Origin of the sequence: Paraburkholderia ribeironis, assembly GCF_900019265.1 — a bacterium.
Taxonomy (GTDB): Bacteria; Pseudomonadota; Gammaproteobacteria; order Burkholderiales; family Burkholderiaceae; genus Paraburkholderia; species Paraburkholderia ribeironis.
Genome location: NZ_CYGX02000025.1, coordinates 82391 through 98071 on the forward strand (window position 1 = coordinate 82391; position 15681 = coordinate 98071).

At 66.1% G+C, this 15681-nt stretch carries 11 protein-coding genes; 7 read left to right on the top strand and 4 right to left on the bottom strand.

The annotated features are described in order from the left end of the window. Positions 1–89: 89 nt before the first annotated feature. Positions 90–1169 carry a substrate-binding domain-containing protein gene (locus BN2475_RS12180; RefSeq protein ID WP_094779770.1) on the bottom strand — a complete coding sequence of 360 codons (1080 nt, stop codon included), beginning with the start codon at positions 1167–1169 and terminating at the stop codon, positions 90–92. Positions 1170–1303: 134 nt separating this feature from the next. On the opposite strand from BN2475_RS12180, the gene BN2475_RS12185 reads away from it, so the two are divergent. From BN2475_RS12185 to BN2475_RS12200, 4 genes are read left to right on the top strand one after another with little or no spacing between them, the layout of a single operon-like run. After that, positions 1304–1789 carry an NAD(P)H-dependent oxidoreductase subunit E gene (locus BN2475_RS12185; protein ID WP_094779771.1) on the top strand — a complete coding sequence of 162 codons (486 nt, stop codon included), beginning with the start codon at positions 1304–1306 and terminating at the stop codon, positions 1787–1789. Continuing rightward, positions 1786–3375: a formate dehydrogenase beta subunit gene (locus BN2475_RS12190; RefSeq protein WP_094779772.1), complete on the top strand. Its 1590-nt coding sequence runs from the start codon at positions 1786–1788 to the stop codon at positions 3373–3375. Before BN2475_RS12185 ends, BN2475_RS12190 begins: the two co-directional genes overlap by 4 nt. A 15-nt stretch (positions 3376–3390) precedes the next feature. After that, the gene (gene fdhF, locus BN2475_RS12195; protein ID WP_094779773.1) at positions 3391–6348 is read left to right on the top strand and encodes a formate dehydrogenase subunit alpha; all 2958 of its coding nucleotides are present in this window, start codon (positions 3391–3393) and stop codon (positions 6346–6348) included. A gap of 8 nt (positions 6349–6356) precedes the next feature. After that, positions 6357–6608, top strand: coding sequence for a formate dehydrogenase subunit delta (locus BN2475_RS12200; protein ID WP_094779774.1), 252 nt, complete (start codon positions 6357–6359; stop codon positions 6606–6608). A gap of 150 nt (positions 6609–6758) precedes the next feature. Here the strand turns inward: BN2475_RS12200 and BN2475_RS12205 are convergent, their stop codons facing one another. Further along, positions 6759–8483 (bottom strand): FAD-dependent monooxygenase, encoded by a 1725-nt coding sequence (locus tag BN2475_RS12205; protein ID WP_094779775.1) that lies wholly within the window; start codon positions 8481–8483, stop codon positions 6759–6761. Positions 8484–8641: 158 nt separating this feature from the next. Further along, the gene (locus BN2475_RS12210; protein WP_094779776.1) at positions 8642–9793 is read right to left on the bottom strand and encodes a cation diffusion facilitator family transporter; all 1152 of its coding nucleotides are present in this window, start codon (positions 9791–9793) and stop codon (positions 8642–8644) included. Positions 9794–10003: 210 nt separating this feature from the next. Here BN2475_RS12210 and BN2475_RS12215 point away from each other — a divergent pair, with 210 nt between their 5' ends. Further along, on the top strand, positions 10004–11851 hold the full coding sequence (locus BN2475_RS12215; RefSeq protein WP_094779777.1) for a tetratricopeptide repeat protein: 1848 nt from the start codon (positions 10004–10006) through the stop codon (positions 11849–11851). A gap of 208 nt (positions 11852–12059) precedes the next feature. Here the strand turns inward: BN2475_RS12215 and tcuC are convergent, their stop codons facing one another. Continuing rightward, on the bottom strand, positions 12060–13361 hold the full coding sequence (gene tcuC, locus BN2475_RS12220; RefSeq protein ID WP_094779867.1) for an MFS transporter: 1302 nt from the start codon (positions 13359–13361) through the stop codon (positions 12060–12062). 292 nt (positions 13362–13653) lie between these two features. On the opposite strand from tcuC, the gene BN2475_RS12225 reads away from it, so the two are divergent. Continuing rightward, positions 13654–14178: a GNAT family N-acetyltransferase gene (locus BN2475_RS12225; protein ID WP_094779778.1), complete on the top strand. Its 525-nt coding sequence runs from the start codon at positions 13654–13656 to the stop codon at positions 14176–14178. Between the two features lie 370 nt (positions 14179–14548). Further along, entirely contained in the window at positions 14549–15592 is a 1044-nt protein-coding gene (locus BN2475_RS12230) for a hypothetical protein (protein ID WP_094779779.1), read from the top strand. Positions 15593–15681 lie beyond the last annotated feature (89 nt).

Genomic DNA, 15681 nt, shown 5'->3' on the forward strand with positions numbered 1-15681 from the left:
CGCGCGGTTAAGGCGGAAACGGAAACTGAGAGATTAGCGGAAACGGACGCCCCGCGCAGCGACGCACGCAGCTTTATGTTTACGAGGTCTTACGCTGCCGCCTCACCCAGCCCCACCGCCAGATCGACCAGCTCGCCGCAGTTGCGCGGATCATAGCCTTCGAGCTGGTCGACGCTGTGGTGAAAAGCGTCGCTGCGCAGCACACCGATCACGGCTGCAAGCGGCGCGCGCTCCAGATGCGCGCGGTTGCAGGCAAAGTAATAGTCCTCGTCGACGATCGGAATGAAGTCGAGCCCGAAGTGATGCGCCGCGGGCGCCACGCCGAAACCCACGTCCGCCATGCCGCTCGCGACAAACGCCGCGATCGCCGAATGCGTGAGTTCGGCCGTTGCATAGCCATTGACCCGATCCGGATCGACGCCCAGCCGGCGCAGCGCGAGATCGAGCAGCATGCGCGTGCCGGAGCCGGGCTGGCGATTGACGAAACGGATATCATCGCGCGCCAGGTCGGAGAGGCCGCCGATCCGCTTCGGGTTGCCCTTGCCGATAAAGAGGCCCTGCTTGCGTCGCGTCAGATGCACGAGCACGTGACGCTGCGGGTCGAGCCAGCGCCGGTAGGTATCGGCGCATGCCGCGCGAAACTCGCCAAGCGGCAAGTGAAAGCCCGCCAGATCGCATTCACCGCGCGCCAGCGCGCTAACCGCGTCCGCGCCGTCGCGGTACTTGATATCGACCGGCAGATCGCTCGCGACCAGCGCCGTCACCAGCGCGGCCACCGCATAGCCATGCGACGCATGGATGCGCACGTCGTCGGCGAGCGGCGCGAGCCAGCGGTTCAGATCGCTCGCCACTTCGCTCGCGAGCGCCTGCATGTTGCCGTCGAGCCGCTCGCCGCACAGCCGCTGCGCGCGCAATACCGCTTGCCCGAGTTCGGAGAGCACCGAGCCGCGGCCGCGTTCCTTGGCGATCAGCGGACCGCCCAGACGCTCCTCGATGCTGCGCAGCAAACCCCACGCATGCCGGTAGGACAAACCCTTAAGCGCTGCCGCCTGCGCGATGCTGCCGGACTCGTCGACCAGCGCGAGCAGCGGCACCACGTCCGACAGGCTGGCCTCGCGGCCGTCGGCGCCCTTCACGACCAGTTGCGCCTGGCATTCGATCCTGACCATATATGTTCAACTCTTTCCTATTGCATGTGCCGGTTTGCCCGCCTATCGTTCGGCTATTCCATGTCGAATAAGCGAAGCATACGTGCACGAATTATGAATAACAAGTGCATATATAGCTTCGGAGGAGCCCCCTTTTGGACGATTCCCTCGCCATCGCATCCGATCAGCTCGTGCAACGTCACGCGCGGCCGGGCATGTCGCTGCTTGCGGTGCTGCACGCAATTCAGGACGAACTCGGCTACGTGCCGTCCGGCGCGATCACGCCGCTCGCGCGTGCGATGAACCTGTCGCGCGCCGAAGTGCACGGCGTCATCACCTACTACCACCACTTCCGTACCGAGCCCGCCGCGCCCGTCACGGTGCAGCTGTGCCGCGCGGAAGCCTGCCGCAGCATGGGCACCGAAGCGCTCGCGCAGCATATCGAGGCGCACACCGGCTGCCGCTTCGACGCCGGACATCAGGCTGGCGCAGCGGTCGAACTGGAGTCGGCGTATTGCCTCGGTCAATGCGCGCTGTCACCGGCGCTGATGCTCAACGGCACGCTGCACGCCAAGGTTACGCCGCAAAAATTCGACGCGCTCCTCGCGGCTGCGCGCAAGTGTGTGGAGGTGCCGGCATGACGCGCATCTATGTTCCGCGCGACTCGTCGGCGCTGGCACTCGACGCCGATGCGGTGGCGCGAGCGATCGAGACCGAAGCCGCGCGCCGCGGCATCGCGATCGAACTGGTCCGCAACGGTTCACGCGGTCTGCTGTGGCTCGAACCGCTCGTCGAAGTCGCGACGGCCGCGGGCCGCATCGGCTACGCGAACATCGAAGCGCACGACGTGGCCGCGCTATTCGATGCCGGCTTCATCGCCGGCGCCGAGCATGCGCGGCGTGTCGGCGTGGTCGACGAGATTCCGTATCTGAAGAAGCAGCAGCGTCTGACCTTCGCGCGCATCGGCATCACCGACCCGCTCTCCATCGACGACTACGTTGCCCACGGCGGCCTCGAAGGTTTGCGACAAGCGCTGCAAACCGACGGCGACGCCGCCTGCGCAGCGTTGATCGAATCCGGTCTGCGCGGCCGCGGTGGCGCGGCATTCCCGGCTGGCATCAAATGGCGCACGGTGCGCGGTGCGCAAGCGGCGCAGAAATACATCGTCTGCAATGCCGACGAAGGCGACTCCGGCACCTTCTCCGATCGCCTCGTGATGGAAAGCGATCCGTACGTACTGATCGAAGGGATGCTGATCGCGGGCGTCGTGACCGGCGCGACGGTCGGCTACATCTATGTGCGCAGCGAGTACCCGCATTCGATCGCCACGCTCGAAGCGGCCATTGCGCGCGCCCGCGCGGCGGGCTGGCTGGGCGATAGCGTGCTCGGCTCGAACGCGCATCGCTTCGAGCTGTTCGTCGCGAAAGGCGCCGGCTCGTACGTGTGCGGCGAGGAAACGGCATTGCTCGAATCGCTCGAAGGCAAGCGCGGCATCGTCCGCGCGAAGCCGCCGGTGCCCGCGCTCGCCGGTCTGTACGGCCAGCCGACCGTGATCAACAACGTCATCACGCTCGCCACCGTGCCGATCATCTTCGCACGCGGCGCAGCGTTCTATAAGGATTTCGGCATGGGCCGCTCGCGCGGCACGCTGCCGTTCCAGCTCGCCGGCAACGTGAAACAAGGCGGCCTCGTCGAGCTCGCGTTCGGTGTGACGCTGCGGCAACTGCTCGACGACTTCGGCGGCGGCACGGCGAGCGGCCGGCCGGCGCGCGCCGTGCAGGTGGGCGGCCCGCTCGGCACGTATCTGCCGCAAAGCCAGTGGGACATTCCGATGGACTACGAAGCGTATGCGGCAGTCGGCGCGGTGATCGGCCACGGCGGTCTGGTGGTGCATGACGACACGTCGAATCTCGCCGAGCTCGCGCAGTATGCGATGCACTTCTGCGCGCTCGAATCGTGCGGCAAGTGCACGCCGTGCCGGATCGGCTCGACGCGCGGCGTCGAAGTGATCGGACGGATTCGCAACGGCGATACCTCGGTGCGCCAGGTGCAACTGCTGCGCGATCTGTGCGACACGATGGTGTCCGGCTCGCTGTGCGCGATGGGCGGGATGACGCCGTACCCGGTGCTGTCGGCGCTCGACCATTTCCCCGAAGACTTCGGTCTCGCCGCGCCTCACGCTGCGGATCACACAACCGACCCCGCCAGCAACGCGGCCGCGGCCTGACCCAGGAGCCTCACCATGTCCGACCTGCTCAACTCGTCCGCCGGCGGCTGCGGCTCTGGCAACTGCGCATGCAAATCGCAGGCGCAAGCGCGCGCCGCCAACCCGGCAATCAATCCATTCTCCGACGAGATCGATTACGGCACGCCCGCGCGTCACGCCGATGTCGACGTCACGCTCGAAATCGACGGCCAGGCGGTGACGGTTCCCGCCGGCACCTCGGTGATGCGCGCCGCGGTCGAAGCCGGCGTCAACGTGCCGAAGCTGTGCGCGACCGATTCGCTCGAACCATTCGGCTCGTGCCGCCTGTGCCTCGTCGAAATCGAAGGCCGGCGCGGCTATCCCGCGTCGTGCACGACACCGGTCGAAGCCGGCATGAAGGTCCGCACGCAAACCGAACGTCTGCAGTCGCTGCGCCGCAATGTGATGGAGCTGTACATCTCCGACCACCCGCTCGACTGTCTCACCTGTCCCGCCAACGGCGACTGCGAATTGCAGGACATGGCGGGCGTGACGGGCTTGCGCGAAGTGCGCTACGGCTTCGACGGCGCGAACCATCTGAAGGACGCCAAAGACGAGTCGAATCCGTATTTCACTTACGATCCGTCGAAGTGCATCGTCTGCAATCGCTGCGTGCGTGCGTGCGAGGAAACCCAAGGGACGTTCGCGCTGACCATCGCGGGGCGCGGTTTCGAATCGCGCGTGGCGGCGAGCGAGAATCAGCCGTTCATGGATTCGGAGTGTGTGTCGTGCGGCGCATGCGTCGCTGCATGTCCGACCGCGACGCTGCAGGAAAAATCGGTCGTCATGCTTGGCCAGGCCGAGCATTCGGTCGTCACCACCTGCGCGTATTGCGGCGTCGGCTGCTCGTTCAAGGCGGAGATGAAGGGCAACCAGGTGGTGCGGATGGTGCCGTACAAGAACGGCCACGCCAACGAAGGTCACGCGTGTGTGAAGGGCCGCTTCGCCTGGGGCTACGCGACGCACAAGGACCGCATCACGAAGCCGATGATCCGCGCGAAGATCACCGACCCGTGGCGCGAAGTCAGCTGGGAAGAAGCACTCGATTACGCCGCATCGGAATTCCGCCGGATCCAGGCGAAGCACGGCCGCGATTCGATCGGCGGCATCACGTCATCGCGTTGCACGAACGAAGAGACTTATCTGGTGCAGAAGCTGGTGCGCGCCGCGTTCGGCAACAACAACGTCGACACCTGTGCGCGCGTGTGCCACTCGCCGACCGGCTACGGCCTGAAGACCACGATCGGCGAATCGGCGGGCACGCAGACGTTCGCGTCGGTCGACAAGGCCGATGTGATCATGGTGATCGGCGCGAATCCGACCGACGGCCACCCGGTGTTCGGTTCGCGACTCAAGCGCCGCGTGCGCGAAGGCGCGAAGCTGATCGTGGTCGATCCGCGGCGCATCGACATCGTCGATACCCCGCATGTGAAGGCTTCGCATCATCTGCAATTGCGCCCCGGCACCAATGTCGCCGTGGTGAACGCGCTCGCGCATGTGATCGTGACCGAAGGTCTGCTGAACGAAGCGTTCATCGCGGAGCGTTGCGAGACGCGCGCCTTCGAGCAGTGGCGCGCTTTCGTCGCGCTGCCGGAAAACGCGCCGGAAGCCACCGAAGCGGTGACCGGCGTGCCGGCCCAGCAGGTCCGCGAAGCCGCCCGCATTTATGCAACGGGCGGCAACGCTGCGATCTACTACGGCCTCGGCGTGACCGAACACGCGCAAGGCTCGACGATGGTGATAGGCATCGCCAACCTCGCGATGGCGACCGGCAACATCGGCCGCGAAGGGGTCGGCGTGAATCCGCTGCGCGGCCAGAACAACGTGCAGGGTTCGTGCGACATGGGCTCGTTCCCGCACGAACTGCCCGGCTACCGCCACATCGGCGACACGCTCACGCGTACGCTGTTCGAAGAGGCGTGGAACGTCACGCTGCAGCCGGAACCCGGCCTGCGGATTCCGAACATGTTCGACGCCGCGGTGCATGGCAGTTTCAAGGGCTTGTACTGCCAGGGCGAAGACATCGTGCAGTCGGATCCGAACACGCATCATGTGGCGGCGGCGCTGTCGTCGATGGAATGCATCGTGGTGCAGGACATCTTCCTCAACGAGACGGCCAAGTATGCGCACGTGCTGCTGCCCGGCTCGACGTTCCTCGAAAAGGACGGCACCTTCACCAATGCCGAGCGCCGCATTTCGCGCGTGCGCAAGGTGATGCCGCCGCTTGCGGGTTACGCCGACTGGGAAGTCACGGTGATGCTCTCGCGCAAGCTCGGCTATGAGATGGACTACACGCATCCGTCGCAGATCATGGACGAGATCGCGCGTCTCACGCCGACCTTCCATGGCGTGTCGTATCGCAAGATCGACGAGCTCGGCAGCATCCAGTGGCCGTGCAACGAGCAGGCGCCGGACGGCACGCCGACCATGCACGTCGATGCCTTCGTGCGCGGCAAGGGCAAGTTCGTGATTACGAAGTTCATCGCCTCGCCGGAGAAGGTCACGCGCAAATATCCGCTGCTGCTCACGACGGGCCGCATCCTGTCGCAGTACAACGTGGGCGCGCAAACGCGCCGCACCGAAAACTCGCGCTGGCACGACGAGGACCGGCTCGAGCTGCATCCGCACGATGCCGAAGAACGCGGCATCAAGCCCGGCGACTGGGTCGGCATCGAATCGCGTGCGGGGCACACGGTATTGCGCGCGAAAGTGACCGAGCGGATGCAGCCGGGCGTGGTCTACACGACGTTCCACTTCCCCGAATCGGGCGCGAACGTGATCACCACCGATAGCTCGGACTGGGCGACCAACTGTCCGGAATACAAGGTGACCGCGGTGCAGGTGATGCCGGTCGAACAACCGTCGCAATGGCAGCAGGACTATTCGCGCTTCAACGCCGAGCAGCTCGCGCTGCTGGATCAGCGCGAGCTGGCCAACGCGACATCGGGCAAGTGAGGCGAGCGATGGACAATCAGAACCTGGTCGACATGGCGAACCGGATCGGCGATTTCTTCGATTCGATGCCGGACCGCGAAGAGGCCCTCGCCGGCGTCGCCGAGCATATTCGCCGCTTCTGGGAGCCGCGCATGCGACGCGCGCTGCTCGCGACGCTCGACGCGCCGGACACGAGTGGCATCGCGATGTCGGACTTCGTCAGGCAAGCGCTCGTCAGTCATCGCGCGCAGTTGACGCCCGCGGAGCCTTCGACGGTTTGAGCCACGGCGCGCGGGCGCTTCTCGCCGCCTGCGCGCCACCGTCTTGCCATCGATCTGCGGCTCGCTTCACAGCCGGTTTCACAGCCGGCTTCAGAACCCGCTTCATAGCCCGCTCCACAGCCCGCTCCACAGCCCGCCTCACAACCTCCTTCACAGCGCCGCCTGGTCCGGTATCTCGCCGCCCACCGTGAACCACGTTTCGCAATGCCGCAGCAGGCCGTGCAGATCGGAGCCGGTGCGCCCGCGCGCACTGATGTAGCCGTCCGGGCGCACAAGATAGAACGACGGCCGCGTGCGTCCATACGATTCGGACAGCGCCGGACCACCATCGCCGGTCGTATCGGTGATCCGCCAGATCCGCACCGCACCCGGCAGCAGCCGCTCGACCTCGGCGGCGAGGCGCTCGAGCTCCGGGTCCGGCGGCGGCGCATGCCGCGCGGCCGGATCGAGCGGCGTGTCGTCGACGGGCAGCGGCGGCACCAGCAGGAACAGCGAGAAGAACGCCGGATCGTGCAGATCGAAAATGCAACCGACGCCCGGCGCGCGACCCAGCGGACCATCCACCACATGCACCAGTGCATCGGGCGCGCGTTCGCCGGCGCGCGGGCCGCCGTCGAGTACGCGTTCGAGCGTGAGCGGACTGCGCCGGTACTGGATCGACAGCTCGCTGATGGTCAAGCGCGCGGCGTCGCGCAGCGGACCGAGCGCGGCCAGCACCGGCATCACGCGCTCGCGCAGGAGCCTCAGCGGTCCGTGATCGGCTTCGGCCATCTGCATAATGAACCCGGTCTGCCGCAGCACTTCGCGTTCGATCGGATGCCGCTCGAGATGATAGGTATCGAGCAGGCGGTCCGGCGCCGCGCCCTTCAACACACGCGCCAGCTTCCAGCCGAGATTGAACGCTTCCTGGATGCCGGTGTTCATGCCTTGCGCGCCGGCCGGACTGTGCACATGCGCGGCGTCGCCGGCGAGGAAGATACGGCCGACGCGCAGCCGGTCCACCATCCGGCTATGCAGATGGAAATACGCGGACCACGCCAGGTCCGACACGTCGACGCGCTCGCGCACGCGGCGCGCGACCAGCGCCTTGCATTGTTCGAGCGACGGCGCCGGCACCTGTTCGAGCGGCGGTTCGCCCAACACCGTCGGAGTCGGCGGCGGCGCCACGGCGGGCGGCTCGACCACATGATCGGCGATCAGGCGATGCCGGCCATGCCCCATCGGAAACAGCGCCACCAGACCTTCGCCGGAAGCGAAGATATGCAATTCGTCGTCGGGCCAGTCGGTTTCGGCATGCAAATCGGCCAGCAGGTAGGTCTGTTCGAAGGTCTTGCCCTCGAAGCCCAGGCCCAGCCGATGACGGATCACGCTGTGCGCGCCGTCGGCGGCGATCATGTACGACGGGCGCATCGTCTCGGTGTGCCCGTCCGCGCGACGCAGCGTCGTCTGAATGCTGGCGGCGCCCTGCGCGAACATCGTCAGTTCGACGCCCCGCTCGATCGTCACGCCGAAGGTGGCGAGATGCTCGGTGAGCAGACGTTCGGTGATGGACTGGTCGAGGAACAGCAGATACGGATAGCGCGTGTGCAATGGATCGAAATCGAGTTGCGCGAGACGCATGCCGCTCGAAAACAGATTGGCGATGCGCACGCGATGACCGAGTTCGAGAAACGGCTCGATCAGCCGATGCTGTTCGAGCAGTTCGAGGGTGCGCGCCTGGATGCCGATGGCCCGCGAATACGGGTTCGGGCGCGGCGCTTTGTCGATCAGACGCACGGGGATGTGGGCACGCGCCAGACTCATCGCCGCGGCGAGTCCGGTCGGCCCCGCACCGACGATCAGCACCGGCGACACATCGTATGCGGCAGCGACCATGCGACACTCCGGAGGCGACAATGCGTTCTAGTGTACGCCGTCGATCACTCGTTCAGCAGTGCGCTGCATCATTCGTTGCGGCGCGTGGCGCTGCCGGCTCGCGCGCTGTGTGCGCCGCACGCGCGGTTCGTTCCACTCGGGCGCCGCCCGAGCTCCACTCAATGCGCGTGCGGCACATGATCCATTGCACATCGATGCTCGGTCGTGCCGAGGTCGACTTGCAGCGTCGCGTGCTGCATCGAAAAACGCTCGCGCAACGTGGCGACGATGCCATCGAGCGCCTCGTCACCGGGATGGCCTGCCGGCATCACCAGATGCGCGCTGAGCGCGTTGCCGGTGGTCGACAGCGCCCACACATGCAGGTCGTGCACCTCGACCACACCAGGTTGCGCGCTCAGATAGTCATGGATGCCCTGCAGATCGATGCCGGGCGGCACGGCATCGAGCGCGAGGCGTACCGAATCGCGCAACAGACCCCACGTGCCTACCACCACGACCGCGACCACCAGCAGGCTCATCACCGGATCGAGCCACATCCAGTGCGTATAGAGAATCACGAGGCCGCTGAGCGCGACCGCCGCCGAGATGCCGGCGTCGGCGGCCATGTGCAGGAAAGCCCCGCGAATGTTCAGGTCTGCCTTCTGGCCGCGCATGAAGAGCCACGCGGAGATGCCGTTGACCACCACGCCGACCGTCGCGACCACGAACACCACGAAGCCGGCCACCGGCGCCGGGTTCATCAGGCGCCCGAGCGCTTCGGCGACGATCACGCCGCACGCGAACAGCAGGAGCCCCGCATTGACCAACGCCGCGAGGATCGACGAGCTGCCGTAGCCGAACGTGTAGCGCGCCGACGGCCGGCGCGTCGTGAGCCACGCGGCGCCCCACGCGAGCAGCAGACCGAGCACGTCGGAGAGATTGTGGCCGGCGTCGGCGAGCAGCGCGGTGGAATGCGCGAGCACGCCGTAGACCACCTGGGCGATCACGATCGCGAGGTTCAGCGCGACTGCGATCGCGAATGCGCGGCCGTGACCGGGGATAGGGGCGTGGACGTGGTGATGGAGGCCGCCTGTGTGGCCATGGCTGTGGCCGTGGGTGGAGTGGTCGTGCGCGGAGTAATCGCGGGTGGTATGGTCCTGGCCGCTGTGATCATGACTGTCATAGTCAAGACTGCTGTGCTCAAGGCTGCCGTGTTCATGACTGTCCTGCCCGCGGCTACCGTGATCATGGCCGCAGTGCTCATCGCCGCCATGCTCGCGTCCATCCCCAGGCTCATCAGCCCCCGGGCTCAACCTCGCGGTTTTCTTCATGACGGATCCACCGCATAGTCGCCGGCCGGTTCAGCCACCGAAACAGCGGAAGACATCGAAGCGCAATCCATGACAGACGGCATCGAACGCACACATATGAACAGGTGTTCAGATGTTATAGACGGTAAGGGGCCGGGTCAAACCGGGGCGTCGTGCGGCGAGTGTGGGAAAATGCGGCCTCAGTCTCACCCGAATACCATCCCCGTCATCATGCAACCTGTATTTGACCGCGCCTTCGCGGCGCATCGTGACGGCCGCCTCGAGGACGCCGAACGCGGCTACCGCGCGACGCTCGACAGCAATCCCACGCACGTCGACGCGTTGCACCTGCTGGGCGTACTGCGCCACCAGCAAGGCCAGCACGCCGAAGCCGCCGAGCTCGTGCGGCGCGCGGTGAACCTGCGCCCGGAAGACGCCGCGCTGCAGCTGAACCTCGGCAACGCGCTGAAGGCGCTGGGCCAGATCGACGACGCCATCGAACAGTTCCGCAATGCGCTGACGCTCGCGCCGTCGTTCCCGATGGCGCACTACAACCTCGGCAACGCGTACGCGTCGGTGGGCCGCCACGAAGACGCCGCCGACGCGTTCGAAAAATCGCTGCGCCTGCAGCCGGACGACGCGTCGTCGCACAACAATCTCGGCAACGCGCTGCACGCGCTTGGACGTCACACGCAAGCGATCGCGTCATTCCAGCGCGCGCTCGAACTGCGTCCCGGCCACGCCGGCGCGTTGAACAACATGGGCATGTCGCTGAACGCGCTGGGTCGCGCGGATGAGGCGATCCCCCGCTTCCAGGCGGCGCTCGCCGCCGAGCCGCGCTTCGTCGCCGCGCACTTCAATCTCGCCAACACGTTCGACGCCACCGGCCGCCCTGCCGAAGCGGTTGCGTCGTACGAGGCCGCGCTGAGCTTGCAGCCGAATCTGCCACCGGCCATCTACGGCATGGGCAACGCGCTCGTGGCGATGGGACGCCCTGCGCAGGCGCTGCCGTATCTCGAGCGCGCCGTCGGCCTCGATCCGCAATTCGCGCTCGCGTGGCTGAGCCTCGGCACCGCCAACCAGGCGCTGAGCGCGCATGGGCCCGCGGTGCGCGCATTCGATCAGGCGCTGCGCCTGCGCCCCGAGCTCGCCTCCGCGCACATGAACCGCGCGCTCGCGTGGCTCGCGCTGCGTGACTTCGCACGCGGGCTGCCGGAATACGAATGGCGGCTGCAAACCGTCGCGCAGCCGGTGATTCAGACGCTGCCGCGCTGGCACGGCGAACCGATCGAACAACGCACGCTGCTGATCCACGCCGAGCAGGGTTTCGGCGATACGCTGCAGTTCGCGCGCTTCGTCCCGCTTGCTGCGCAGCGCACCGCGCGTGTCGTCCTCGAAGTGCAGCCGCAGTTGCTGCCGCTGCTGGCCCCGGCCGCGCAGGCATGGCGCGTGACGCTGATCGCGCAGGGCGCGCCGCGCCCCGCCGCCGATCTGCAGTGCCCGCTGCTGAGCTTGCCACTCGCGCTCGGCACGCGCTTCGACACGATTCCGGATCGCACGCCCTATCTCAGCGTGCCGCCGGCGTATGGCCGCAAATGGCGCGGCTCGCTCGGCGGTCAGGCAAAGCGCAAGATCGGCATCGCATGGTCGGGACGCATCCAGCAAAACGAAACACGTTCGATGCCGCTCGCCGCGCTCGAGCCGCTGTTCGCGCTCGACGGCATCGACTGGATCGTGCTGCAGCCCGAGTTGACCGCCGACGAACACGCGGCGCTCGACGCGCATCCACGGGCGACGTCGATCCATCGCTTCGACGCGCGGATCGGCGACTTCGCGGATACCGCGGCGATCATCGAACGGCTCGACGCGGTGGTGTCGATCGACACGTCCATCGCTCACCTGGCCGGCGCGCTGCGCAAGCCGCTGTGGCTAATGCTGCCGTTCGCGGCGGATTGGCGCTGGTTCGACGGCGACACGCGCAGCCCGTGGTATCCGGGCGCGACGCTCGTGCGTCAGCCGCAGCCCGGTGCATGGAGCGAGGTCGTCGAGGCAGTGGCGGACGCATTGCGCGATGGCTGAACGCGGCTGACTGCGGCCGACTGCGGCTGACTGCGCGCGCTGTTCAGCCCGATGCGGGACATGCGCGCAGCACACGCAGAGGAACACACGCGGCGCAGTAAACACGGCGCAACCTACACCGCACGGCGCCGCGCCCAACAAAAACCCCCGCGTTCTTGCGAACGCGGGGGTTTTCTTCGACCCGACCCGCAGCGGGCAAGCCGGCCCGTCAGGCCACCCGATACTGATTGCGCGACTCCGGCGTGCGGTACAGCACCAACGTTGCGATCAGCCCGCAAATCGCCGCCATGCCAAGGAACAGCCCCGGCGCCGCCTTGTTGCTGGTGACGTGAATCAGCAGCGTCGCGATCGCCGGCGTGAAGCCGCCGATCGTCGTTGCGAGGCTATACGCAAGCGAGAAGCCGGCAGTGCGCACTTCGACCGGCATCACTTCGGTCAGCGCCACCACCATCGCGCCGTTATAGCTGCCGTAGAGGAACGACAACCACAACTGGACCGCCAGCAGACGCGCGAACGACGGCTCGGCGACCAGCCATTGCAGCGCCGGATACGCGGTGACGATCGTCAGGATCGTGAATGCGAGCAACACCGGACGGCGGCCGATACGATCCGACAGCGCGCCCGAAAGCGGCAGCCACAGCAGGTTCGACAAACCGACGCAGACCGTCACGACGAGCGTGTCGATCGCCGACAGCTTCAGCACTTCCCTGCCGAAGGTCGGCGTGTACGCGGTAATCATGTAGAACGACACAGTGGTCATGATGACCATGCCCATGCCGCCCAGCACGACGCCCCAGTTGGCGAACATCGACTTCATGATCTGGCCCATGCCCGGACGATGCTTGCGCGCCTTGAACTCCTCGGTTTCCTGCAGCGAGCGGCGAATGATGAACAGGAACGGCACGATCAGGCAACCGATCAGGAACGGCACGCGCCAGCCCCAGGCGGTCATCTGGTCGGCCGGCAACAGCTGGTTCAACAGCACGCCGATCAGCGCGGCGAACACCACCGCGACCTGCTGGCTGCCCGACTGCCACGAGCAATAGAAGCCCTTGTTGCCCTTGGTGGCGATCTCCGACAGATACACCGAAACGCCGCCCAGCTCGACCCCGGCGGAGAAGCCCTGCAACAGCCTGCCGAGCAGCACGAGCACTGGCGCAACCAGGCCGATGGTCGCGTAGCCTGGAATCCCCGCGACCGTCAGCGTGCCGAGCGCCATCAGGCTGAGCGTGAGAATCAGTCCTTTGCGCCGGCCATGATGGTCGATGTAGGCGCCCAGCACGATCGCGCCGAGCGGCCGCATCAGGAAGCCCGCGCCGAACACCGACAGCGACAGCATCAGCGAGGCGAATTCGTTGCCGCTCGGAAAGTAGGTCTTGGCGATCGCCGAAGCGTAATAGCCGTAGACCATAAAGTCGTACATCTCGAGAAAGTTGCCGCTGACAACGCGGAAAACTGTCTTGAACTTTGATTCTTCCTTTGCGGAAGTGACGTGGGATGCAGTCGACATGACATTCTTTGATGAGCCTGTCGTCATGTGACTCACGACGACGAAGCGGTTGAAACGATCCACTGCGTACGGCAGGCGAGCGGAAAGGAATGGGCGCGCCGGGGAGCCCGGCGTTTTCATGCTGATCGCATGCGCGCGGTATCCGGGTAAACATGTGAGTCATGCGGGGGCCGCGCCACGTAATGTTACCGTTGATAGCGTTGTCACGAAATTCATACAGTATGCTTACGCAAGACGCCGGCGATCATCACGTTAGACTTCGCGGCCATGCACTTTCGTTGATCACGACCCGATGCGAACCACCCCCGCTCTTTCACTGCGCCCCGCGACGCTTGACGACGCCGCGCTGATCGCTGCGATCCACAGCGCCAGTTGGCAGGCCACCTATCGTGGCCTGTTGCCCGACGAGTTCCTCGATGGAGAAGTCACGCGTGAGCGCTCGGCGTATTGGGAGGCACGCCTGCGCGCGCCGGGTAGCGAGCGCCGCATCGTGCTGATTGCCGAACTCGCGGGCGAGCCGATCGGCTTCGTGTGCGTCGAACGGCAACCGGAGTCCGCGTGGGGCGTGCTGCTCGATAACCTGCATGCGCTGCCTGGCTATCAGGGCATCGGCGTCGGCAAGCTGCTGCTGCGCGCCGCCGAGGATTGGGCACGCGTGCAGGGCGAGGCGCAACTGTATCTGTACGTGCTCGAAGGCAACACGCCGGCAATCCGCTTCTACGAACGGCAAGGCTGGCAGTTTGCCGGCGCCGAGCCGGATCAGATGGGCGGCGTGGATATCACCGCGTTGCGCTACGTGTACAGGCTGAATCGATAAGCCGCACGCGCACGGATCGATCGCGGTCCGGGTCTTGGCCGGTCCGGCACGCAACGTCCGCGTTTTCGGAACTGTCCGATCGTCGGATTGGCAACTTCCCGGCATCATCGTCTATAGCCGATGGCTTCAACGTGTAGCGCTCACGGAAGCGTCACGTACGTATTGCGTACGTATTGCGTACGTATTGCGCACGTATTGCGTGCCCGAACCGAGCGCGGTGCCTCGCGGGCGACCATAGGGCGACCATAAGGCGGCCATATTGACGGACCGCGTGCATGAAAAGCGTTCCGCGCGAAAACGCCCCGAGGCCCGAGTCCACACACCGCGCGCCGCCCACGGCGGCCCCATCCAGAGGCGCTGGAAGAGACCCATGTCCACCATTCCGCTCACCCTGATCGAAGGCGCCATTGCACTACCGCGTCTGCGGCCGCTCGATCGACTGCCGGCGCCCTTCGGCCGCGACTGGGCATTACTGCCGCCCGGCTATAGCTGGCGGGCGGAACTCAAGGCGCTCTATGCAGCGGTGCTGCGCACCTTCTGCATGAGCGACCAGATCATCCTTTCGTTTTGCAGATGGGTGCCGTTGAACACACGGCGCGCAGCGGCGTCGGCGACCGCTGCAACGGCCCAGCGCGCAACGATCTTCGATGCGCCGCGCGACGAAGCCCCGCGCGTGCCCGCTGAAGCCGCAGCAGCCGCGGCCGCCGAAAGACCGGCGGTTACGAGCGTGTCGCGCGGCTCGCCGCCGCATTGGGGCGCGCTGGCGGGCGGTGCGTGCACACTGGGCGGCGCTGCGATGCTCGCGTGGCTTGCAGCCGGTCATCTCGCGCATCGGCAAACCATCGACACTGCAGAACCCGCGAATACGATAGCGGCCACGCGCGACGCATCGCCGGCGAAGCGTAGTTCGTCCGATGTGGTTAGCGACCGGGCGACGGTTGTCGGCAAGGTCCATGCGCGGACTCGACACGTCGCAGCGGCACGCGCGGACGCTGCGACGTCCACCGTTGCGCCTGGTTCTACGTCGATCAAAGCAATCGCATCGCCGCATGCTTCGGCCAACCAAGCGCTTGCGCGTCGCCATCGCACGTTTCGCGACAGGATCGGCAGCCTGCACGGGACAACGCATCGTCAGTTCGCGCGCAGCGCCGCCGCACACCCGCTCTCGTCCGTCGTGCCGCGCGCATTGCCCAGGCCATCGGTGGCGGGAAACTATTCGCCGTTTGCGCCGGCCCGCCTCGGAACCAGCGAATATGCTGCCGTGACGATGTCCGCCGCAACCCACCTGCGCGAACTTGCACCTCCATCACGTCATGCCTTGTCAAACAGTCCGTCGGTAACCAGCGCGACGGAATGGATGGATCACATGTCACAGCGACGTGTCACCGACATTCCGGATCAATTCGCGAAGTAGATATTGGCGCGGCGCTATCGGAAACAACGCAGTACGAAAGGGCCTTGCTAGGGCCCTGCTATTCATTCGGCCGTTCATCCGGCTGTTCA

Bases quoted from the DNA above. Each gene is read 5' to 3' on its own strand.
- BN2475_RS12180 (WP_094779770.1), bottom strand. From the start codon at position 1,169: ATGGTCAGGATCGAATGCCAGGCGCAACTGGTCGTGAAGGGCGCCGAC.
- BN2475_RS12190 (WP_094779772.1), top strand. From the start codon at position 1,786: ATGACGCGCATCTATGTTCCGCGCGACTCGTCGGCGCTGGCACTCGAC.
- fdhF (WP_094779773.1), top strand. From the start codon at position 3,391: ATGTCCGACCTGCTCAACTCGTCCGCCGGCGGCTGCGGCTCTGGCAAC.
- BN2475_RS12200 (WP_094779774.1), top strand. From the start codon at position 6,357: ATGGACAATCAGAACCTGGTCGACATGGCGAACCGGATCGGCGATTTC.
- BN2475_RS12205 (WP_094779775.1), bottom strand. From the start codon at position 8,483: ATGGTCGCTGCCGCATACGATGTGTCGCCGGTGCTGATCGTCGGTGCG.
- BN2475_RS12210 (WP_094779776.1), bottom strand. From the start codon at position 9,793: ATGAAGAAAACCGCGAGGTTGAGCCCGGGGGCTGATGAGCCTGGGGAT.
- BN2475_RS12215 (WP_094779777.1), top strand. From the start codon at position 10,004: ATGCAACCTGTATTTGACCGCGCCTTCGCGGCGCATCGTGACGGCCGC.
- tcuC (WP_094779867.1), bottom strand. From the start codon at position 13,361: ATGTCGACTGCATCCCACGTCACTTCCGCAAAGGAAGAATCAAAGTTC.
- BN2475_RS12225 (WP_094779778.1), top strand. From the start codon at position 13,654: ATGCGAACCACCCCCGCTCTTTCACTGCGCCCCGCGACGCTTGACGAC.
- BN2475_RS12230 (WP_094779779.1), top strand. From the start codon at position 14,549: ATGTCCACCATTCCGCTCACCCTGATCGAAGGCGCCATTGCACTACCG.